Below are 24,921 nucleotides of genomic sequence, written 5' to 3'. Positions count from 1 at the left end.
TCATAGTAGCTATCGAAATATCCCTAATAATAGTTGTTAGATTTTAAAAATCTAATATAAAATAGTTTTTTCTAACCTCTAATTCCATACTTACAAGTAATCTCCATCTGTTCACTTAATACATCTATATTTTCTTCCCGTTTTAGATCATTCTACTTTTTCCGTCGCAACCTATTAACTTCTCATAACGACAGTTAGTATGCAGATTCAACAAATAGGAGGATTTAAAAATGACAAAAAACAAGTTACTAAAGACATTATATTTCAATTCAAATACTTTAAATTGGGGCCCATACTTTGATTCATTACATCAACCTTATTTCTTAAAATTAACCAACAGTTTTTTCTTCGTTAATAGAGTCGGGGTGAATTAAAGTGCCTTCCCAAAGATATATTGACCTGAGAGAAGATAATTTACCTGACTTACATAACAATGTGTTATTGAAAGCTTGCCAAGAAGATCCTGATTTACTCTCTGAACTTTTATATGAAAATAAAGAATTTCTCTTCTCAATCATTGCTCACTACAAAGGAAGCATTGAATCCCTGAAAAACAAATTTAACGTGGATGAAGAAGAGTTACTTCAACACGCTTATATAGCTGTTATTACAGCAATTAGAGATTTTGATTTTAATAAAGGAATTAAGTTTACTACTTATATTTATCGGCCAATTATATGGGAAGTTAACCAATTACTCTATAATGATTCTAGACTTGTACGCTTAAGTCGAAGTGCAGTAGATCTACTCAAACAAATGGAGAAAGTTGAAAATGAACTAGGTTATTTTCCAAAAGCTGAAAAATTAGCAAAATTACTTGATGTTACTGTAGAGCGCATTGAAAATGTTCTTCGATTCGCTTCAGAATTAACCTCTTTAAATTCACTTGAAAGCTTTGAACCCGAGGATTACTCAATAGGTTATGAAAGTAAAGTAATGGATAAAATCTATGTAGAAAATCTACTTAAAAACTCCGATTTATCCGAATTTGAAACTCAAGTGATCAATCTTATTATGGATGGTAACAATAACTCACAGATAGCAAAAAAATTAAATGTCTATCCAATGACAGTTAATCGTGCTTTAAACCGTATAAAGAATAAATTAGATAACAACTTTGAGTCAAAACGATTGTCCAAATATGAAAGTGAAATTGGACTAATTGCAGAAGAAATGATCGAATTAAACTGTATAATGAATATAGAACAACTCAAAGATTTATTAGATGTATGTGGTTACAATATAAGCAAGTATAGCTCTCGAGTTTTATATTATATTCGTCAACAAGCTATAAGCCGCTTAGATCAAAACCTATCTGAATGCAATGATTGCTCGCAATAAAACTTAATTAAAAAAGCATATAACATTAAATGACAGAAGATTCAAACTATATAATTTCTTAAAAACCATTTTAGTTACATATAAAAATAAGCAGATTCTTTAAATAAAGAATCTGCTTATTTATTAAATTTCTTGAATCCACATACCATAGTTAGGAAGAGCTAATTTTAATTTATTAAATGTTTCATCAACCCATGATTTAGTATTAAAATCTCCTACGATAATTCGATAATTATCATCCCCTAAATTTTCCTCCCACAAACCATAACCAGGTAGAATTTCTTTTACTCTATTCATTGTGGCATCCTTCCACTCAGACGTATTAAAGTCACCAAGGTAGATACGATAAAACGTATTGTTCTCCTCTTCTCCCAAGAACCATTTAAGAGATTTGTCACCATTCAAACGGTTAACATCACAATTCCCAATTCCAGATACATACCCACCTGTTGTATTGTCTGCGTATTGCCATAAATCACAACTATATTTCGGCTTATTGCCATAGCGTGGAACCCATAAAAAATCAGCTTTTATATTACTTAACCCATATTTTTCATACATATGGTGGCTTACATATAAACCAACTTTCCACCCTGCCGCTTTACATGTATCAATAAATGCTTGAGATGCTGCAGCTAATTTACTTGGTCCACAACTTGCGAGTGTATCATCTTCTACATCTAACACTAAGAATCTAGCATTTGGACTAACTCGTGCCATAAAATCTTTTGCTTCCACAATTGCATCATTAACACTTACATAACACCCATATGCATATGCTGCATGCGGGACGCCATATGCTTCTAATTTTTGTACATGCTGATTATACAATTTATCACGTTTCAATGAACCATATTGCACACGACAAATAGCAAGATCTAGATTTTTCGCCGCCACAGCCCAATTAATATTATCATTCCATTTTGAAATATCAACAATATATCCCATACTTTAACCCCATCCTTCTTTAACGTAAAATATCAAATTTTTTCAAAAATCCATTCGCATAATTTGCTCCTCTACTTGCCAATAATCCTGCAGATATAATGGATATATATTTTCCATATCCATTCAAGTCAAAGAAGTTTAAATTAAAAGCAAATGCTAAAGAAATACCTACAAAAATAGATAACAGATACGTGAAACGATCTTGAATAGTTCTATTAGGTATCATGTTTTTTAGAATCTCTGTAAGAGATTCTGTTAGAATTGCTAAAATCACTAACAATGCTCCATTCTCTAGCATTGACTGTAAAAGGTCATTCATTTTCTATTCCTCCAATTTAAAATAGTGCATACCAAGTTTGCATACCAACTACACCATCAATAGATAAGAAACTAGAATTACGCTGATACTCTTTGACCTTTTCTTCTGTTTCCTTACCAAATATGCCATCAACACTCACTTTTAATGTTCTTTGAATCGCCTCTATATTCCGTCCCCTATCGCCTCGTTTTATAGGCTTTCCTGGATATGGTCGAACAGGAGGGCTTCTCATATACTCTTCTAGTTCTATGTTGATGTAATTCTTGCCTAATTGAGGTGAACCTGGCTCGATTAAAATACTTTGTCCTTCATACAACGCATGGATGTCCAGTTCTGGATTTGATTTTTTTAAACAATCTGCTTTTATACCAAATTGTGTGGTTAAAGACTGAAGCGTATCAGTTGCACGTATTGTATATAACTTTCCATTTTTGACCGATACCTGCTTAGCTATCATATTGGTTTCCTTTGTACAACTTTCAAACTCGTCTACTACATCCATAATGAATTGATTAAAGCTTTTACCTACAAATTCTAGTCCTTTAGTGGGATCACTTCTCAGCTTAGAATCTAGTACATCATGCCCTATAATATCTCGGCGAGGATTTAGTCCAAACTTATAACAAATATAAGCATGCAGCCAAACATAGCGCTTATACGAATCTACCTTATCAATTTTTTCACCGTAGCATAATTCCACTCCGATGGCAGAATTATTAGCACATGTATCATATAATGCATTACTAGTATTAACATCATAAATTACATGAAAGGCATATTCTGGTTCATGTGTCACAGCAGGTATACACTCAATAATTTGTTTATCATCTACGAGAAAATGTACCGCAGTATTTGATTGATTCTGTGTACGTTGATAATAATCTACACTTTCTCTTGCTGTTAAGTTTGGATGCTCTATACCATGTGCCACAATAAATTGAACATAAATACGATTACCAGGACGCTTGGTTGATCCTTCATCCAGATAATCCGTTTCAATTTCAAATTTTTTCTTAAATCCCACATCAAGACCTCCTCATGCCTGAATAAAACGAAGAACATTAATCTCGTATTGCAATACTTGATTTGCATTATTATAAGGAGAATATTTAGTGGTTTAACATTTACTAAGAATAATAAATATATTTAATATAAAAACAGATAGAGGTAGTCCTTGTTTTTAAAATAACTAATTATTCTGAATGCATTTCCCATGAGTCACCTTATTCCGTAATACTATTGCGTCTCCTTTGTACCTCTTCTTTTAATTCTCTATTCGCAGTGGTTAATTCATGCACTTGCGTTTCCAGACTCTCATTACGAGCCGTTAATTGTCTTACTTGTACTTCTAATTGAAGGTTCGCTTTTGTTAATCTAGCAACCTCTAGAGTTAGTTCTTTCACCTGATTTTGATATGTTAACATCATATCTTTGAGTTCAATTCGAAACTGTCTTTCGTCATCAGATAAAGAATGGCGGTTAGTACTTGTATCGATACTGGTGTTAGAAGTTGGTTTGTTCTTAGAAGTTAAGTAACCAAAACCTCCTGTAATAAACATGCCTAATACAGAAGCAATTGCAGAAATTAAACTATCTTTCATTAACCGTCACCTACTTTCATCAGCTTAAGATAGAGACCTGCGGCCATAAGTGCCCAAACAAAATAACTTGTACCTGTTGTAGCACTATCACTTAACCATAAGGAAACGGAAACAAATGTCCAAAATCCAATAGAAATTAACAATCCAATACTTCTAATAATCTTATTATCTGTAGCCACCCCATATAATAAGAAGAAAGATATAAATAAGCATTGCATGCCCCATAACTGTTCCGGCATAATTTGCTCCATAGTACTGTATACAGAATTTTTAAATGTAGCAATGGGAGATAACAATAGAACTGCCCACCACAGTGCTATACTGATCAAACCAATTTCAACAAGATTGTATTTTCCCTGTTTAGGCATATATAATAGCCTCCTACTTTTAGAAATTCTCCTACCTTAGACATAACTTAATTTGAATTATTACAAGGTAAAGAGATGTTACACATGAAATACGCTCAAAATTTTTATCTCCATGTATTGTCAGAGATAAAACGTATTCCTATTTCATTTATCCTTATAACTTAAGGCAGTTATCACTTTCTATCATTGAGTCTTATCTAGCTTCTTACGTAGAATAGTTAAAACAATTTCATGTCACTATACATAAAACTTACTTTCTACATTGGAAATATTTACGCTATTAAATAATTTAAGTAAAAAATTTATATATTCCCTCTAACATTACTCAAAAATAAAAAGATTACACTTTTCTTAGAGAAACACTATCTACAACACGTTAAGAAAAGTTACTTTAATTAGACCATTGAAAGTTCTTTAGACAATGAAAATTGATTTTTACAGCAAAATCATAAGAATTTATAGGACTCATATATTTATAAATTTATTATCTTATTCAATAGAAATTATAAGAATTTAATCATAAAAAATAGCCTACCCAGTGAAATGGTAGGCTACTTTTCTCTTTTACATTATATAAGCATAAGGATATGCTGTTACGACCTCAATACTACTCTCTAAATTGCTAACACGCTTAATTAAAGCTGTTACAGATATCTGTGATTCATCAGTTTGTCTTACAAAGAAATTGTAAGCTTGTAAGTCACTTTTATCGGACTGTCTAACAGCTACTGTTCCAAGTTTATCATATGCAGCTGATCGTCTTACTGCAATTGTACTACTTAAATCTTCCTTATCACTCTGCCTTATAATAACCGTGGAATTTACACTGTAATGTTCAAATACTTCAACTAAACCAACAAGATTACTATTCGAAGACTGTCTTACGGTAATTTTACCATTAAGTAAACCACCATCTGTTTGAGAATCACCCCATACTCGTACAGTAGCGTTCCCGAACAAATTAAAATGATCATAGCAAGCTATTTCACAAGCTAAATCTGCTAAGGCAATTTGTCTTGCAGCAATCTTGGAAGGTAAATCACTAATTTGTTTAGCTTGAATAAATCCATTTAATCCGATTTCAGCACTTCGTCTAATACTAATACTTGATTCTTGATTCTGGTTATCCCATATTCGAATAGCTATTGTTCCATCTAGTTGTCCGCCATCAAGCCAAGAGTCACCCCATACCCTTACTACAATAGAGTTTTCTAGTATCACTGCACCAGTTTGTCTTATTCTAATAGAAGAAGCTAAATCTCTATACCGTGGCTTACTAGCAGTAATGCTAGAGAACAAGTTAACCCAAGGCCTTACATACCCCTTAATCGGAAGCCTATCTTCAGTATTTTGTTTAACTCTTACATAACCTCTAAAATCTATATGACCTATAGCTCTTACAGTTAGTTCTGAATAGAAGTTTCCTGAATTTATTTCAAATATACTGTCTAAATCTGAGCTTCTTCTTACTCGCGCATTTAACATGGAAACCAGATTTTTTTGCGCATTAATAGGAATCGTAATAAACGATTGTAAATTACCTGAGTTTACTGTTACAATACCTGGAACATCATACATCATGCGTAGATTTATCGAAGAAGGAATTTCCTCCCACCCACCTAGCGGAATATGAATAGTCGCAGGAAGATTGTTCTCATTATTTTGTCTTGCAATTACATGGCCATTTAATAAAGATTTCTCCCAAACATTAATGTACGTTTTTAAATTAGGATTTCCTATGTTACCATAACCTTCTAAATCCACTCTATACTTAACGTACATTTCAGAATGTTGATCCGTGCATTCTTCAACCCTAATTCCAATTGTACTATCTAATTCAACTCGCTCTTTAACATCTAAACTACCAGGCAACTCAAAACTACGTGTGATTTCAAATTCCATGAGTAGATTATTTTGCAAGTCAGTATCATTAGACCATACTCTTATATCAAAATTAGAAATGAGATCATCCCTATAAAGAACATAAACACTAGAGACTTTATTATTTTCAGTAATACTCATAGTAGAGGCTATTTGCCCACCATTAACTATAGGGTTCCCCCATACACGAGCGGTAATATTAGTGCTCAAATCATTTCTATAAAGAACATAAATACTCGAACGTTTTTCTATTTCATTGGCACGAATATAACCATCAAGGTCAGATGCACCTATTGTTTTAATAGCTATTTTTGCAAGAATTTCACTAAAATCTTTTTGTCTAGATACAATACTACCTATAATTTGTGGATGGTTAATCCAAATTCGGGATTCTAACTCCCTAGGTTGATGAACATGTAAACTAGATGATAGATTACCAAATCCTTTATTATCTCTAACAAGAATGTTACCAATTAAATCTTTTACCTTATTCTGAATAATTGTGATTTCTGCTGAAATATACGCATGATCATCAGAATATATCTGCATGTCATAGTATGTAACTTCTAACTCTGGTCTTCGCTCGATTGCTTCTTTTGTATAAAATCCTCTAGATAAATTTTCGGACTCTTCTACTGCCCGCACTAAGAAACCAAGGTTAGGTTTTTCATATATATGCCACTGCTTAACTAACTGCGTAACATCAAACTCTACGTATCCAGCTGCTCCACCAATTACTCTAGTTACAGAAAATCCATCTATTGCAGCTTGAGGTTGGTTAGCCCATGTTACACCTGTTTCATTCCATTGACTATTACTTTCAATGACCTGGACAGACTGAGAACCTTGTCCTCTCCCATCATAATACAGTCGTAAAATAGCTTTACCTATCTCAGTATTTACTGTAGGTATTGTTGAAATATCAAATCCAACAAGGGAACGATATTTCTCAGGAAACGGTGATCCAGTCCTACCTATATACATCTGTGTTTCTGAACCATAGTTTAATTTCGGGAAAAATTCACGAACAAATGCATCCTTATTCGGATACAGTTTCATATTAAACTTTGGCCTTTCCATCATGCCATAACTAGCCCTTAATACGAATGGCTTAGAGACAAACAATTTACATTGTAAATTTTCAGTTACTCTAATCGATAACTCAGATGATAACCACTCAAAATAAATAGGCGCTATTTCATAGGTAGCCATCATACTGTTTTTCAAATTAATGAACATGTCTCCATATAATTCATTCCACTCTTTAATCCCTAAATCCATAGGTAAATCTGCTATAAAGATTGGAGAAATTTCATAACTGGCAGACATTATTCCTTTTACAGCTACCGTTAAGGTACCATCGAGCTCTGAAAGACTAGTAATAGTAATTTTTGAAACCAAATCATCTATAATAATCCCAGACATACCATACTGTGCTCTCATGGATGAACGGGTCGTCACGTTAATCGTAGAGAGAAGTTCCTGTACAGCTCTTACAGTAAGATTTGCAGGGAAATCTCTAATGGTAATACCATCTATTCCATAGGTTGCTCTTAGATATGAATTAGTAGAAATGTGTATACTTGATTTCAAGTTATTCGTACCCATTACAAAAATCTCGGAATAAAGATCACTATAATACGAAGGCTCAGTAAAATATGTAGCCCTTACTAATCTATCTACATTTATATTAACTCCAATATTGGAAGGTAAATCTTTAAAATATGTTACAGAAATGGCACCTTTAAAATCATGATATGAAGCTTTGTCCGTTTCATACTTAGCAGACAAATGAATTTCTTTCATATTCACTATAATGTTTGATTTTAAATGTGCAGGATACGTCAATACATTTACTTCAGAGAGTAAACTTGAAATATATTGCTCATCAATCCCATAATGACCTACTAATTTGGCATAAGGGTTAATAGATATATTTGAAATTAGATTATTATGTGTACATACTCTAATTTCTGATTTAAAATCGCTAGATCCATAACCCTCCATATTATATTCAGAACGCATATAACTAATAGGATTGATATTCAATGTACATCTTAAATCTTTTTGGAAATGTGTGACACTAATTGTAGCAACTAAATCTTCTTCTCCAAATTTATCAATCTCATAGTTAGCGGCTATTCTAATACTTGGATTAATTATAATAGAACTTATCATATCTTCAGGTTTCATAATATCTATGAAGCCTTTTAAATTTTGACTATCTACTTTGGCTGTCTCATATTTCGCTGTTGCTCGAGACATTATGCTTACATTTAAGGTAGCTTCTATCTCATCACGCCATAATACTAATCCCTTAGAAGATAGTTCACTTTTATTGTCGGTAATAAGAAAACCTGCATTGTAACTATTCGTTACCTCATCCCAACTAAGTGCCCTTTGATATATTCTAAAAGTTGCTATATTCCCTTCGAAATAACTATTATTTGCTGTTGATGATTTACCTAATACTAATGGGGCTGTTGTATTAACATATTCCCCCAATATAGGTAAACTAAAGCCCTGCGGAGCTGCATTGATCATACCCCATAAGCGTTCCCCATCATATAGCAAAGTTACATGTTGCCAAGCCTTTACGTTAACTTCAGCAAAAACAAAAGACATTTTCTTTGTTTCTGTCGTTATTTGAACCTGAATTTCACGAGTATCTAAGTCAAAGTAAAGTGAAAACCCTCGTTCGCTTCCCGCACCATAAGATGCGATATAACCTGACTTAACTGGTTTGACCCAAGTTTCAAAAGTAAAACCTGAGTCTATTGGCAGTAATTCCAAATGATTAGGGATTACCACGTGATTGTTAAGGCCGTTAAAGTAAAGTGAATAAGGATCCGTAGGTATATTCATACCTGTCCAAGTCTTATCTTGCGAGAAGTTAAAACTTATCAAACTTCCGTTATGCCCTTTTCTTGCTAAATCAAACCAAGAATTAACAGGGATTGTATTTACACCCTGTGAGTAACCTTGGTTAGCTAACGCAGAGTGTAAATGTAAGGTCAGTCCCTTTAACGGATATGCCATTCTAATCACATCCAATCCCATTGTATTGAGATGAAAAGCTCATTAAGCAGGACTTGCTTTTGCCTTCATATCAAATGTGCCACCCTCTGTAACTGTAACTTCGGATAGGAACCTGATATAAAACTGCCTAGCATCTCCAATAGGTATAGTTCCAGGGAAAGGTATTTCGTCTACAGGTACAAAAGGATTGTTTGATAAACTTAATTGGACTGTAATCCCCGGTTTAACTGTAGGTGGATCGACCCAAACCTTCATATCTTTAACAGGAAAATCAGCATTATTCTGCAACCATACTGGATAAGCCTCAGAGGTACTACCCGCTACCAAAGTTCCATATTCTAAATATCGTAAAATATTACCTGCTTCATCAGTATAGTACAGGCCTATTTCATTTCTAAAACCTAAAATCGGAAGTTTTGGTGGGATGTGTTTTATTAATACGGGATCTCCATCTCGATTTTTTTCATCGAATGCCCAAATATTCACGAAATCATAGGCACTGTATGTGGAAGGATGTCGGATTTCTGGTGTATATTTGGCTTCGAGTGTATTATAAGAGCCTGAGCTAGTATTATTTCTATTATAGAAGCTATTATCAATTGTCCAATCTGTAATAAAATATGTTGCTTGGGGAGATTCTCCTGTATAATTATAGTCACACACCGAATAGTATAGAGCTGATGCTCTTGCATAACCTGTAATAATTACTCTAGAAATTTTTACATTCCAAATCCCCTCATGGCTATTTCTATTAGAGTTCCAATACTCGTTTTTTCTATAATGAACTCCACCAACAACACCGGAAGAGCGAGATGCTTTACGCATATCGGCATGGACCACGCAATCCTGCACCTTAATATCTTGACTATCTTTTGAAGAGTATCTTACATAAGGTATATTACCAATAATCCCCCCCATATAACCATCTACTTGGTCAAAGATACCTGATACAGTACATTTTGATATATTGGCTCTCTTACTTGTAGTACCTACAATACCTCCAAAATACCCACTTTGCTGTTGAATCGGGGCATCGAAGTGACAATTTTCTATAATAGCTCCGTCACCCATATTACCTACCAATCCTCCCGAACCATTTCCGTTACCTGAACCAGCAAAAGCCCTATAATTAAATGAGTTAAACATTTTTACACTTACATTAATTAATTTAGAATAATCCCCCATTTTACCCACTACAATACCTGATTGATTACCAACTTCCATGTCAATATCAATAATAGTCAGATTTTTCACAATAGCGTAATTAGATAATTCGTAAAATAGCCCAACATTACTAGATGAACGTCTATACATATAAAGGTTACCTATAGCCTTACTATTTCCATCAAAATTACCTTCAAAAACATTAGCAAACCAGCCATTATTATAATTACTCATCCCCATTCCAATTGGCAGCCAACCAGAACCCGACTTGGGATAGTTCAATATAATATCATTTTCCATACGAAAATGTTTATCCGCGAAATGACGGACCTGTTCTAAATCAAATTGATTATAAATTAGGAATGGATCCTCTGAAATTCCTTTACCCTTTTTAAACTTAATAAATTTTCTATTCTCAGGATATCCTTTATTTACTTTATAATCGCCAATATGCCAATAATTCTGATAATCAAACGCGTATGAAGAAGCTTTTTTCATGTCTGCCTCATTAAGTGCAGTGCCCCCACCTTTAGCTACTCCTCCTTGTTTTGTAAGATTGTAGTAGCAAGTATATACACTTCCTGATCCTACAAAACCACCATGACTTGAAGCGTTTTTAGCAACTGTTAAATCAGTAACAGAACCTGTTGAGAAACATTGAGATACAGTTCCACTATTAACAATTCCTACAAAACCACCACAATTATTACCTGAAGACATCACATCCGCATGACTATAGCTTCTTACAATTTTCCCTGCATTTTGGTAACCAACTAAGCCACCTGTATATTGAGCAGAGCTCCCCTCATTTTTAACTGTTCCCGAAATTACGGCACAATCCTCAACATCTCCATCAGACTTTCCTACTAAAGCACCTACCATTGATCCGTTGGCCACAATATTTACATTAACTAATCGAACACGCTTAATAGTCCCCCCGGTTTGTTCACCAAACAAACCCACATTAGATTGGGTACGATTAATATATAAATCTTTAATATCATATCCCGCACCATCATAGTAACCTTTAAAGCTAGTAATTGGAGCAAAACCAGAGCCAGTTTGATAACTAGTCATAATAATATCCTTTGTTTGCGTATAGTAAGCACCTAAGTTACTTCGGACATTATGTAAATCTTTTTCATCTTCAACTAAATAGGGACTAGACTGCGTCCCCCCTCCACCAGAGAAATGGTCAACATATATATATGTCTTACCTTTTTCTTTTACAAAGTATGGTCTTTCTTGATCTTTTTCTGTCTTTTGTTCAATAAAGACAATTAAAGGGTTTCCATCTTTATCCGGATCAGTAGCAATAAATACTTTGTCGTAATCATCTTGAGGTAAAATAATAACACCACTTGTTTCAGATGCCCCGTCTACCCAAGTAAATTCCCTCGGCAAATCTATACCTGCTTCAGAAATTAAATTAGATAAATCACGAACTCGTTCACGACTTCGTACAGAAATACCTGTTGGATCATCTGTGTCTAAAATTATTTCACTGTCCAGATGAACTTCTTGAAATGTTGAATATATTAGACTTAAATCTTCATCACTTACTACATTTTCAATATCACACCATTCGTTTTCTACTAAGATTTGAACTGGTATATTAAATGTTTTTAAGTGAACTTTCTTATCTATAACTTCTATTGTGTAGTTTCGAATCGTTTCAGTATCTTTTACTACACTCCCATCCATGTTATAAGATGTACCATAAAGGGTATTTAGAAGTTGTTCTCTTGTTAACTTTACTGAATGATCCAATTCAATTCACCACCTATATTAGGTTCAAGAGGCGCTTTAGTCTCAAAAGCTACTCGTCCATTATTTACTATAATCACTTTTCCATCTAATTTCTGATCAGCTACCATTCGTAAATTAATCATGGCAGGTTGGTTAAGTGGAAGTTTTACAATGGGTTTAAAATGAAAGTTAATACCCTCTACATTAATATTCGTTTTATAACCCAAGCTGTAATGAGTGATGCGGTTCGATAGCATTCCATTTCCCTGAAAACCAGCCACAAGTCCTGATGCTTCTGCATCTTTAAATGTGATAATATCGTTAATGTCATACTTAAAATCACCATTTAAAGGTATAGTTTTTCCATCAAACTCATAAAAGAACTGAATGCGATGACCTGCTATACTGAAAATACCATCACGTTCAAAATAAATTTTATTACCATGACCAATTAATCCGAACCGGAAAAGCTTATTTCTATCAATCTTATAGAAGCTATTCTCTTCTTTTGTATTAAAATCAAATTCTGGGAGATGAGTACCGTCAGGATACTCAGCCACCCAGATAAAATCCTGTGCCACAGGAGAATGTGTATATTTATCATTTTGTAAAATCAATTTGCTTCCCCCTACCTCATTGCATTGAAGTAACTATTTTTTATACGTACTGATATGCAACACGTGTTAAGAATGCTACGTTTCCTGCTGTCGCGTTACCTGGGACATTGGCACGAAGAATAACTTCTGCATAATTTCCTTTTGCATTCGTTTTATTACCATCATTTTTAACACCTAAAATTTCATTTGCATTTGGAGAAAACGTACCATCAGTATTCGTTGAATTTCCTCCCGCCTGAATTGGATGAGTAGAATTACCTCCAATAGGTGTACGACCAGTTTCAGCTGCCGATGCAACAGTCACCTCAACCCATTTATTTGTTACTAACTCACCCGTATTACCACCTGCACTATCTTTTGTCGTAATAGTACAGTTTGTCATAGTAGATAAATCTGTTGTTCCCGCAAAGTTATTCCAAATTAATACTCCAAAATCAGAGGAAGGTGTTCCTGCATCAATGGTCCCAATATTCCAAGACGGTACAGCTCCTGAGTTGTCTTGTTTTCTCCAATTCACTTGTGGTGCTGGCATATAAATGACCTCCTAATTTTTATTTACACTTTAATTATCGCTACATCTCTTTATAAAGTTGTGATGAATTATTTATTATTCTTCGAGAGCTAATTCAACTACCAACTCTACAGTAATATCCTTTACGCCCTTACCTACCTCTTTGATATTGATTCTAAAGTGATCATCACGATTAACAGCTAGTTGTGACGGTTTAAAAGAATATGGTGTAGAGGACGTACGATTAGATTTGCTCTTCCCATCAATAACAAGTTCATCAGCAAGAATGCTATGCCAAATAGGTGTTGTATCATATGAACTTTGACTGCATCTTTCAATGTCGATACACGTTTTTGATTCTCCCATTGTGCCGCACGTTACATATGCATCAATTAACTCTCCCTCATAAGGGAAACGTAATTCTGTACGAACAATACCTACTTGTACAATAGATGGCACAACAAATACCATCACTTTATCGTCAAGCTTCCGTATACGCCTGTTATTGAGATGTGCTCTATTGTAAGCAATAAAATCCATAAATTTATCCTCCTTATAAATCGAGGTATGCACTGTCATTATAAGAACTTTCCATTGGAAATTAACAAAGGGATAGACTTAGCTATCCCCTCGTACTGTTGTCTTTAATAGTCTTCTAGTTGCAGGATCATATGAAAATTCCCTTGTAACCTGTTGAGATAGACTTCCAAGACCATCTGTATAATATACAGTCTCTGTTTTCAATTCACCCTTGACCATAGGTGCCTCGTTCTCATAATACGTAAACTCTCGAATAATAGTATGATCTCCCGTGATAATTTCACGAATAATTTGACCTCTTTCATTATATTCATAGTCTATATCTACACTTGAATTTCCACCGTACACCAATTCTAACTGGCGTTGTATTTCATCTAAACGTGCATCTAACGAAATATGAGGTTTATCACTCTCTCTGAATTGCCGAGCATCATATATTTCCTTTTGTAAGTCATAAAATTGCGTTCCACTAATAGTAGCTTGCCCCCTACTACAATATTGGTTTTTATAGACTTCTATGTACACCTCATCACCAATTTGTAGCTGTATAGAACGCTCTTCATTTTTTGAACCTACACCTAAATGGATGTGATAATCATCCAGCTCAATATAATCAACTCCGCTTAGTAAACGCCGGCCATTATAATACACTTTTAATAGCCCTTTATTTGGTTCATAAGTATGACCAACTGGTAAAATAGGATTTGATGTACCATATGTTTTCACGAAATCCTGATCAACAACGTGTAATATTTCATCCCAATCTTTTGTGATAGGACTATATCTATGGAGCTTCATTCTTGTTCCCATTTAGCCACCCCTTATTCGTTTCTTATTTCCAAGAAGAAGTGTGAAGGTCTCATCTGTTGTTTTATTTTTTCAGGATCGGTTGTATCGACCCTAGCAATTCTCACCCAAAAATCCTTTGATTCTCCTTCATGTAACGTTCCGATACGTATTGTTGTATCTTCATATTGATTAGGAGTACCGTTGTTGTCTGTGGCAAGATCACACCATTCCCAGCCAAACTCTTTTTTATAAACAGCAATCTGAATTTCAATATTCTCTGCTACATTTCCCGAAGTATCGTTTAAGACAGTCAATTTTTGTTCAATTATGTCACTTTTCAGTGCACCTAAATGTGTAGCTTTTGTTTCACTTAACTCTTGGCCTTTCCATTTTACTTTTAAATTTGTACCTCTTAAAAACAGATCGCCGCCGTACATTTCAGCATATTCTTTTTGTTCATCTATTAAAACATACTCACCTGTCTCATTCTTATCGTAAACTCTAATTTTCCCCTTAAAAGGAATGGTAGGTAATTCGATGTCTATACCTGAATATCCATCTGGAACTATTTGAGTAGTTACAACATTTCTTTCATAATCAATTAACTCAACTTTATAAAAACTATTTAAATTACCAACACTAATATTTGTACCCTTACATAAGATAACCCTTTCTACAATAAGGGGTGTATACCCATCTCTTGGCGTTCCTTTTAATACAACTCCAGCCATAGCTGGATCGATACAAATTGTTGAGTCAAATAGCTCCCACGCATTTCCTCGCTCTGCAAAAAAGGTCCACAGATTTTGTTTTTTTACTGTTCTCCAAATATTATAGGTATTCTCATGAATGCTATCTTCACTCTCCAAAAACTCAACTTTCTCAAGAGCATTCTTCCAAATAACGAGACCACCTTCATCTCCCAAATATTTTGGTGTATAGTTCGAATGCACTTGTAGTAACAATTCATCTTCATTTTGAGGAAGAGAAAAAAGAGCATTTGTACTTCTATCAGTAGAGTTGTGTTTAAGTACTAATTGTTTATCAGAATCACTGAACGTATAAGAGTCAGTAGGGGATACGATCCAACGTGAATCAAGTGTTTCAAAATTATCGTCAAAAATAAGTCCAGTCTGAACCCTATGAATGCTCAATAGTAACTTCCTCCTATCGCGTCTTCTTGATATTCCAACCATTCCATGCAGGGAATGGTTTACCCATAATGAGCCATACTTTATCCTTTTCTTTTTCATCCCATGTCTTATCTGGTTCAGGTAATCCTATACCTGTATCATCTTCATCAATTACATTCATTTCATGCTGTCTTTCAATATTTAAATCCACTTCATTTTCTATAGAAATTATATTTGAATTCGAATGCATTCCCTCATCAATTTCATCAATAAATCCATAATTCCCTTTATTAATATTTAACAATTCCCCATCTTCTATAGACATTGTATTTGATATTAATTTTTTCGTTGTAGTTTCACTATCTATTATGATATTTGAAGCAGAATTAATGTTTATCTGTTCTTCTTCATCCAGTATCATTATAGTTTCATTACTTGAACTTCCCTCTTCTTCTTGGAAAATCCTTATTTTCTTCTTATTTACCTGTTCTGTTTGCATTTCATCTTCTATTGTCATTTTTCTATTTTTACGTAATATTGTTTTATCAAATTGTTCTTGGATAACATCTAAGAATACATTACATTCTGCTAAGGTACTTTCTTCTACCTCTGTATCTACATGAATTCCCGAAATTGCCATTTCATTATTGTTTATAATTGAATCTGTTTCTTGACTATTACTCGCAAAATCATAGTGATTTATAGTAGTTTCGAAATTACTTTCTGAACCTGCAAACTCTATTTCTTCTAATGTTGTTTCTCTATCATTACCACTATTTACGAATTCAATTGTTGCAATATCCACTTCATTTGATGCATGGTGATCTGCTAAATTCGCATCTATAACTACAGTGTCTATAGTTGCACCCATTTCACCTTTAATAGTAGGATTAATAATTGACTCATAAGTATCTCCCAAACTCATAAGAGCCCCATCAGTAACTACAACTCCAATTTCATTTGTTTGATTACCTGAAACTGTATTTTCAATGGTAGCATCCTTTTCTTTCCCTACATTGGTTAGTACTTGATTGTTCATTTCAATATCAAATATGTTAAACAGATGAGCTAAATGTTTTCTTTCTACTGCAACGTGGACTTCACTTCCACTTAATGCGTTTTCTACATCTTGTATCATTGTTTCATATTCTTTATGAATAATTAATGGTTCTACCTCTTCTATTAACGTTTCATAAGTCTCTCCTACTATACCTTCTGATACATAATCCAATAGAATACCATTGTCTTTTTCAGCCATATTTGACATTGTATTTTCCTTATAGACAACACTATCAATTATCCCATCAGATTTTGCTGTACTTAGATTAATGAAGTAATTTTCCTCTTCACGAAGATTTTGAAATGCTCTATCGTCACTTTGCATATACACTTCTAGCGTATCTTCCAGATTCATATCTAGTAATTTATTGACGTGTAATTCTTCTTCGCGTTCAATTTGGTCTGCTATCTCACCATTTTGCACATACGTTTCTAGTGTTTTTTCAAGATTCATGCTTAGCATTTTATCGACATGCACTTCTTCTTCACGTTGTAATTGGTCTAATCTATCCATACTTTGCACATGCATTTCTAACGTTTCTTCCAGATTCATGCCTAACAATTTCTCTACCGTTGTTTCTTCTTCGCGTTCGATTTGTTCTGCTATTTCACCACTTTGCGCATACGTTTCTAGTGTTTTCTCCAAATTCATACTTAGTGGTTTATCGACATGTAGTTCTTCTTCACGTTGTAATTGATCCAATCTATCCATACTTTGCACATGCATTTCTAGCGTTTCTTCCAGATTTATGCCTAACAGTTTTTCTACAGCTGTTTCTTCTTCGTATTCAATTTGTTCTGCTATCTCACCACTTTGCGCATACGTTTCTAACGTTTTTTCAAAATTAGTGCTTAGTAGCTTCTCGACATGTAGTTCTTCTTCGTTCATTCGTTTTGCTTTATTACTATTTTGTACATACGTCTCTAGCGTTTCTTTTCTATTTTCATTTTGTTCTGCCATATTACCGCTTTGCACATACGTTTCTAATATCTTTTCATGTTTCGAACTAACTAACTTCTCAATATATACTTGTTCTTTATAATCAGTTTGATTCGCTCTATTACTATCTAATAAATACAAGTCTCTTGTATTATCTAGAACAGCATCAATTAGATATATTTCATTGAGCTCTTCTTCTCGTTCTGCAAGCGCTGCTGAATTGTTATTTTGAATATAGGTTTCAACTATATTTTCTAATTCCAATCCAACTAGATTATCAACATGAGCTTTTTCTTCTCTCTGTATTTCATCCGCTATCATGTTATTTGATACATCAGTATTCAATATCTTTTCACTTTTAGCGTCTAAAAAATTCACTAAATTTATTTCTTCTTCTTGTTTCAGTTGATTTACTACATTACTATCTTGAATATACGATGCAAATATCTTTTCAAGTTTTGAATTGATTAGTGTGTCTTGCTGAATTTCCATGTTCTTTTCAGGTTTATTTACTACACTTTGTTCTTCTACATAAAGTTCTAAATTCTTCTCTATCTCTCCAAAATCTCCATAGTCATTCGAAATATAAACTACGATTTCTCTTTGATCACTTAAGGTAGTTGTTGAAACTACTGTGTCAAATTCTTTATCTAGATGGTACTTTATTTCATTTTCTATAGTTACCTCATAATCGGCTACACTATTTTTAACAGGAAGACTTTGTTCAATTTTCGCTTCATTTATTTTTTTCTTTTCACTCTTTTTTACTACATGTGTAACCACTACATCTTCACATTGTTCCAACACACTTGAAGAAAAACCATCTATTTTAGCGTCCTTTAATAAAGAGTGAATTTGCATTGTATTTAACTCGTTAAGTTCAACATCTATCATATCCTCATTGCTAAAGGCCTGTTCTATAGCTATTAATTCCCCTTTAAAAGCATAACGATTAGCGCCATTCTCTAAATTATTCAAACGGCCATTTTGAATCTGGAATGTTTCACCGGAATTTAAAACAACCTTTTCACCAACTTGGTAATTTCTATCTCCACTAAGTAGGTTTAACTTTTCTGCTTCACGAATAAATTCTGTGCTATCCAATAAAGTAGTAACACTCGCTTGATAATGACTACTAAAGTTACTATTTAATACTGAATCTTCAAATCCAAACTTAAATGATTTACTTTGTGTTTTTTCCATATTCAGTGACTCAGAACCAGAATGGTAAACCTGACCTAATTCAAATCCTGATAAATTATTTTGAACATTTTTATACTTATCTGCAATGATAAATTTATCACTATTCTTCGTATACTGATAAGATTTACTATCTTCCATTCTATGAATTAGCTGTTTTACAGACTTGAAAGAGGTACTACCAATGTACTGACTAAAATCATTCAAAGTATAATTCACATTTGCCCTTGGTACTGTCATTGAATCTACTCTTACGTCTGAAATATTCTTACCTGCACCTAAACCCTGAATAATTACATCATGTACGTTTCGTGTTTCATCTAATGAAGCTTTCTGATTCATTAATCTATAGACTTCACTCGCTTCACTTAATGCAGCTATATGAGACACACCCTCGTAAATTTTAGGTTCAATATACGCCTCATATACATCAAATGGGACTAATCCATATAAATGATAATTCCCTCTACTATCCTGAGAAACGTTTCCTTCTAATGCAATTAAAGATCCTGTTTCAGTATTTGCAACCTTACTTGATAACAGCTTATTTCCATTACTCATTTCATGCTTTTGTAGAAAACCTAAAATTCCTTTATAGGATTCACCTATATCTCCTAAATTCAGAACGCCTTGAATTGGTGTATCTTTTCCTTTTAATATTCCTTCATCAGGATAACTAGTAAAAATAACTTTAAAGTTCTTAATCTTATTGGGTTCTTTCCCAAATTCACTTAATTTGTTCCCCTTATCCAATTGGCTATAGAGAGCATCCCAAACCACTTTTAAAAAATTAGCTTTTGCTATTTCTACAACTTTCTCGCCATATTGTAAGGTTAGCAATCTTTCTTCCGTATTAATTTGCCCACTTTTAAATAATACATCTGCTAATTCTTTTACTTGATTATGACCAAAACTCGGTAATAACTCGAGTAGTTCTAAACTAATATTTTCTCCAATTAACTCTTTCAAAAAGCCGAAATCATAAGAATTCCTTTCACTATAAACCCTCTTATTACTACTTTTATATTCAAATGGAGTTTCTGTATGAATCATCGACTTTTTACTAGATTTCAAGTCATATTTGTTTAGTTTCTTAACTAGATTTGTATTAATTTGACTAATAACTTCTCCAAAATAAGCGTAAAAATCCTTATTCTCTGTTATTTCTATTAAATCCCCTTGTCGTGCACTTTTATCCCCTCTAGTTAATGCTTCTCCTACCTCCGCTATATAAATAAGACTACCTTTTTCTAAATTTAAATTGGAGCCTTCAAATATAGTTTTGTAATCAGCTAATACAGAGTGCATCGCACCAGCCGCTCGTTTCACTTTTGTACCCATTTTCATATCATCTAAAGCTAACGCACTATACCTATTCCAAGGATCAAAAGCCAATGGGACAACATCTAGATTAGGTACATTTTGATGACGATTGAACCTGAATACATATCCCTTTTTATTATAAAAAAGGGTAGTGAAACTGAGTAAATAATGCTTACTGTTACTCATTTTCCACCACCCACCTTTCGACAAAGTAAGACTTGCACCGTAGTATTCGGTACAAGTCATGACTTAGTTGCGGTTATTATAAATTTTCTTTTAAGAAACCAAGTCCAATAGGAGCATATGGAGTCATGTTCGCTAAACGGAAAGGTGTTCTAGGTGTATCTGCTAAAGTGTAACGATATGTTTGGGCGTAATTATAAGAAACAATCACTTCTACGCGATTTTTTGGAGCATCACCCAAAATTAATCGTTTGGTAGAACCATCTACTGTAAATTTCCCAGCAGCTGGAGGTGTATCTGCTTTATATTCAACATAATTCGCTTTAGTTAACGTATTACATCCAGTTGAACTTACTAAGCGAACTTCAAATTCATCATCGATTGTAGGTCTATGGAATAAATGAAACTCTTTGATTGCTCCATCTCCTGTACCTACTTGCTCGTTTTCAGATCGTTCTTTTACTTCTAGTTCATCTAATTGTGAGATATTTTTTGGATGAATTGCATAAACTTCATCTAGTCTACCCACATAACCATCAGAAGGATGAACAATATACATTGGCGAAATGTGATATTTATTAGAATATACAGACGGATTAAAACGAGACTCATGGCTTGGATCTACGTCAGCATCATGAGTAATAAATGCTAAGTAATGTTTTTGATACATTGCCCCGCCAACAGTTCGCTGTACAAGTACAGAACTATTACCATTAGATGTATTTACACCATAGTCAACTACACTACGTCCTAATTTCATGCCCGCTTTATATTGAATCTCATCATCAGAACGAGCTCCACCAATAATTACATTATTCATTCGAGGAGTCTTACCAATTGTCGATAGGCGTCCAATATATAATGGTGCAAAGAACGTACTTTCAGGATCCGGCGCAGGATCTAAACGGAAGTAAGAAACGATACGGTCCTTTGTAATATTTCCCCAATAATAAACTTGAGAATCTCGTCCCCATCCTAAACCGATATCATTTTGCGGAATAAACGATACGGCTGTTGGTAATGAAGGATAAACAAAGCGAACTGCATCATAAGCGGCCCCCATAAGTTCTGTTGGAACTTGCGGATTAAACTTATTTACTTCAATATCTCCATAACTACCGTTTGCATCTTTTACATATTCTAATTCATAGTCAGCGAATAATGCTAACGGCTCAGTTCCTCCTGAAAACGTTACTGTACCGGCCTCATGGTCCACAGTATAATCAGCGGAATCAAGGGGTACTGTTCCAGTTAATTTATCATAGAACTTATATGAATTCTCGCGGATACGTTGGTTCCCTTTCTTCATTTTAAAGCTAAATACTCCACCTTTTTTGTCTTCTAGCTCAGCCAAGTCAGGGCGTTCAGAACGTAAAATAAATCGAGTAGGGATAAATCCTTCAAACGTAAAGAACCATAAGCGTTTTACTAGATCTGGAGCATTATCTGTAAGCGAGTATGTAGAAAGAACCTTACCTACTTGACTATCATTGAATGTTACAGTCCCTTTCTCTCCATCTATTAAATACTTTGTTGTAGCTTGGTCAATCATTGAACCATCTTCACGATATAAAATTACACTAGAAGGAATAACTGGTTTAACCATAAATTCAAATACTGTCTTTGTTTTTTTGGCCCCACTAGGAGTTACATCCTTCATTTCACCTAAAAATGTATCTTTTGAAATTACAGGTTCCTCTCCAAGCTTTCTCACATTTCCACCATAACCTGTGGTGAATCCAAAGTAGCGATGTTGTTTATCGCTACCTTTCGATTCAAATAGAAAAGTTTCAGCAAAAGTTTTTCGGTATGGATCCTTCTTTCCATTTGCATCTGTTAAAGGCGATACCGCACGGTATTTCCCTAAAGTACTCCATCCTCCCGCATTAAACAACTTCTCTAAATCTAAAGGTAGAAGTTGCACGGACAAATCTACATCGAAAAATCCATCTGTATTAATTAATGACATATTGGTCACCCCTTCTATATTTATTAAGAAACCTCTATAGGTGTTGCAGTAATACCTACAGATTCGTTACCGGCTGAATCCACCGTAGTAATTTTGATCTCAGGTTTAAATCCTGTGTTTAATCCCATTAATCTGTAATAAGTTGTTCCAGTAATTCCAGTAGCATAGATCTTACCATCTAAGTAGATATTGACATGCTTTAAATCCTTATCTGTAGGAAGTTCAAATTCTACATCAATAGTCTGTGATATTGGACTTAATACTTTAGTAATCTTCACTTCTCCTGGAGGAGTTTTATCATTCTTAATGTCGTGAGGAACTTCATTTGGATTAAAGTCCTCAGAATAAATCCCCAAACCTACAGGACGGAAAGGTGTAACAGGTAGCTTCGTTAGAGGAGATACCGCACCTATACTATGTGGTTTATACATTTCATAAACTTTTTCCGGACAGTTTTGTTTTGCAACACGTAAGTTCGTTGCACTCATTCCTTGTGAGTTAAAACCAATTGCTTTATCTAAATACCCCCTCACACCCTCTTCAGGATGAACTACATAAATTCGAGAGGAGTGTACTTTATCTGAGTATCGGGAAGTATTAAATTGATATTTATAATTGTTAGTTTTTTCAACAGGATTATATGCTCTCGGATATTTCTTACCAATTTCATCTACTCTATTTGGTGGTAGCTGGTTCGAAGGTGCGTTCCATGAGAGATAGTGAGCCTGATAACGTGCACCAAATCTTGAACGGGAAACCATTACAGAATCTACACCATTTGAAGAATGATGTGGATACAATTTAAGTAAAGGATAAATTGTTTCGCCAACAGTTGCGCCAGGATCATCAAAATCAAATAAAGATACTACATCTTCATTCTTCACTCGTTTGCTAGCGTTGTTAGTCGATAGACGAGCAATTGTCGCACCTGTGTCCCAATAAGGTGCACGCATGAATGTTCCTAGTTGCGCACGTTCAACAGTTAAATAGTTACCTTTTTTCTCAATTAGTTTAACTACCTCTGTACCATTAATCGTTAACAACGCTGGTGCCTCAGGTAATTTCGTTGCATCATTGACATAAAGGATTGTATCTCCAGGCATAATTTTCCGCCAAGAAAATGTAGTTTCTTTTCTAGTTGAATCCACACGTTTTACAGGTGGAATAGTTCCTGAAAATAATGCATAGCCTTCATCTTTATCTCCATCTAAAGAATTTACTTTACCGAAATATAGCGGTATAGTCGGAACCAAATTCTTCTCCCAAACAGGGGCTGTATCAGCTTGAAGAACTAGGAAAAATGTTGTGCTATCAATATGACCTTTGACACGAACTTCTGAATCTGTCCACCAGTTCGTATGCCATAAAGGATCGTTTATATGCTCTAAAAATTCAGCGCGCAATGTAGTCTTAACAATTGGTGACTGCATTACACGAGAATCAGCTTTTTCAATTACCGCTTCTTGCATATCAGTATCCCAACGTGTTTCTAACACTTCAATATCTAGTGCTGAACGTATTACATGGAAAGGAGAAGCTGATAATAATTTTTCTTCATAAATTAAGTCTTCTGGATCGTAGTCTCTATCTTCTACATGGTAGTTTCCTTCAAAATACTCATACCACCACTTAGACCAGTCATCTCTATCCCTATCTCTGTCTTGCTCAAAGGATGTACCACCCATACCTGGCATAGTAACGATAGAAACAATACCATCTTCTTTAACAAGATTAGAGTTTGGTAACTTCTCTAACATATAGAAATACAAGTTTGTTCTTGTTGTATTATCTACATACTTTTGTTTAATCCATTCATCCCAAGTAGGCTTCATTTTAAAGTTAGGATCATTAGGATCGGTATCATCGTAAGGTCTACGAATAGGCTGTTTTTTTTCATACTTGTACTTAAGAGGGAATTGGCTAATTGTCGCAAAACCTAGCAATTTTCCATCTGCATTTCTAAAAATGGTATGTCTTGCAATTGCATAATTGACTTGATCCGTTCGGCGATTGTACGCCCTAGTATCTACCGCAGCTTTATAAAAGTTCCTCACTAACGTCCAACCGTTATCAATTAACATTTGTGCAAATACGTCCTGCAAGTTATCTTCTTCAAACTTAGAGGGATAATCCTGAGGAGTTGAATCAATATATGGCATCTCATCACCCACTTCATCATTTTATTTTAATAATAGGTTAATTAGTTTTATAAATAGCAATTCTTCTATGTCATGTATATTATAGGTA

16 protein-coding genes are annotated in these 24,921 nt (G+C 34.1%); 1 reads left to right on the top strand and 15 read right to left on the bottom strand.

What is annotated here, in order from left to right:
• Positions 1-375 precede the first annotated feature (375 nt).
• The gene (locus MHB52_RS29505) at positions 376-1,341 is read left to right on the top strand and encodes a sigma-70 family RNA polymerase sigma factor (RefSeq protein ID WP_061664332.1); all 966 of its coding nucleotides are present in this window, start codon (positions 376-378) and stop codon (positions 1,339-1,341) included.
• Positions 1,342-1,464: 123 nt separating this feature from the next.
• On the opposite strand, the gene MHB52_RS29500 is transcribed toward MHB52_RS29505, so the two are convergent.
• From MHB52_RS29500 to MHB52_RS29430, 15 genes are all read right to left on the bottom strand, one after another.
• Positions 1,465-2,289: a GH25 family lysozyme gene (locus tag MHB52_RS29500; protein ID WP_061664331.1), complete on the bottom strand. Its 825-nt coding sequence runs from the start codon at positions 2,287-2,289 to the stop codon at positions 1,465-1,467.
• A gap of 19 nt (positions 2,290-2,308) precedes the next feature.
• Positions 2,309-2,608, bottom strand: a complete 300-nt coding sequence (locus tag MHB52_RS29495) for a hypothetical protein (RefSeq protein ID WP_000998963.1) — start codon at positions 2,606-2,608, stop codon at positions 2,309-2,311.
• Between the two features lie 16 nt (positions 2,609-2,624).
• A complete protein-coding gene (locus tag MHB52_RS29490; protein ID WP_061664330.1) occupies positions 2,625-3,632 on the bottom strand; it encodes an N-acetylmuramoyl-L-alanine amidase in 1,008 nt (335 codons plus the stop codon).
• A 199-nt stretch (positions 3,633-3,831) separates the two neighbouring features.
• Positions 3,832-4,209: a hypothetical protein gene (locus tag MHB52_RS29485; protein ID WP_000655296.1), complete on the bottom strand. Its 378-nt coding sequence runs from the start codon at positions 4,207-4,209 to the stop codon at positions 3,832-3,834.
• Complete coding sequence (locus tag MHB52_RS29480) at positions 4,209-4,577, bottom strand: hypothetical protein (RefSeq protein ID WP_061664329.1); 369 nt, start codon at positions 4,575-4,577, stop codon at positions 4,209-4,211. Before MHB52_RS29480 ends, MHB52_RS29485 begins: the two co-directional genes overlap by 1 nt.
• A gap of 564 nt (positions 4,578-5,141) precedes the next feature.
• On the bottom strand, positions 5,142-9,497 hold the full coding sequence (locus MHB52_RS29475; RefSeq protein WP_061663899.1) for a DNRLRE domain-containing protein: 4,356 nt from the start codon (positions 9,495-9,497) through the stop codon (positions 5,142-5,144).
• Positions 9,498-9,539: 42 nt separating this feature from the next.
• Positions 9,540-12,431 carry a hypothetical protein gene (locus MHB52_RS29470; RefSeq protein ID WP_061663900.1) on the bottom strand — a complete coding sequence of 964 codons (2,892 nt, stop codon included), beginning with the start codon at positions 12,429-12,431 and terminating at the stop codon, positions 9,540-9,542.
• Positions 12,416-13,027 (bottom strand): hypothetical protein, encoded by a 612-nt coding sequence (locus MHB52_RS29465; RefSeq protein WP_000602965.1) that lies wholly within the window; start codon positions 13,025-13,027, stop codon positions 12,416-12,418. The genes MHB52_RS29470 and MHB52_RS29465 overlap by 16 nt, the downstream gene beginning before the upstream one ends.
• 40 nt (positions 13,028-13,067) lie before the next feature.
• Entirely contained in the window at positions 13,068-13,559 is a 492-nt protein-coding gene (locus MHB52_RS29460; protein WP_001111326.1) for a hypothetical protein, read from the bottom strand.
• 75 nt (positions 13,560-13,634) lie between these two features.
• Complete coding sequence (locus MHB52_RS29455; protein ID WP_006916875.1) at positions 13,635-14,078, bottom strand: hypothetical protein; 444 nt, start codon at positions 14,076-14,078, stop codon at positions 13,635-13,637.
• Between the two features lie 78 nt (positions 14,079-14,156).
• Entirely contained in the window at positions 14,157-14,888 is a 732-nt protein-coding gene (locus MHB52_RS29450) for a hypothetical protein (protein WP_006916873.1), read from the bottom strand.
• An 11-nt stretch (positions 14,889-14,899) separates the two neighbouring features.
• On the bottom strand, positions 14,900-16,021 hold the full coding sequence (locus MHB52_RS29445) for a hypothetical protein (protein ID WP_061663901.1): 1,122 nt from the start codon (positions 16,019-16,021) through the stop codon (positions 14,900-14,902).
• A 13-nt stretch (positions 16,022-16,034) separates the two neighbouring features.
• On the bottom strand, positions 16,035-20,708 hold the full coding sequence (locus MHB52_RS29440) for a hypothetical protein (RefSeq protein WP_061663902.1): 4,674 nt from the start codon (positions 20,706-20,708) through the stop codon (positions 16,035-16,037).
• A gap of 76 nt (positions 20,709-20,784) precedes the next feature.
• Positions 20,785-22,674: a hypothetical protein gene (locus MHB52_RS29435; RefSeq protein WP_061663903.1), complete on the bottom strand. Its 1,890-nt coding sequence runs from the start codon at positions 22,672-22,674 to the stop codon at positions 20,785-20,787.
• Between the two features lie 23 nt (positions 22,675-22,697).
• The gene (locus tag MHB52_RS29430; protein ID WP_061663904.1) at positions 22,698-24,833 is read right to left on the bottom strand and encodes a hypothetical protein; all 2,136 of its coding nucleotides are present in this window, start codon (positions 24,831-24,833) and stop codon (positions 22,698-22,700) included.
• Positions 24,834-24,921: the final 88 nt, after the last annotated feature.

Origin of the sequence: Bacillus sp. FSL K6-0073 (assembly GCF_038006085.1) — a bacterium.
GTDB classification, from domain to species: Bacteria; Bacillota; Bacilli; order Bacillales; family Bacillaceae_G; genus Bacillus_A; species Bacillus_A cereus.
This window is presented reverse-complemented; position numbering and strand designations above follow the sequence as displayed.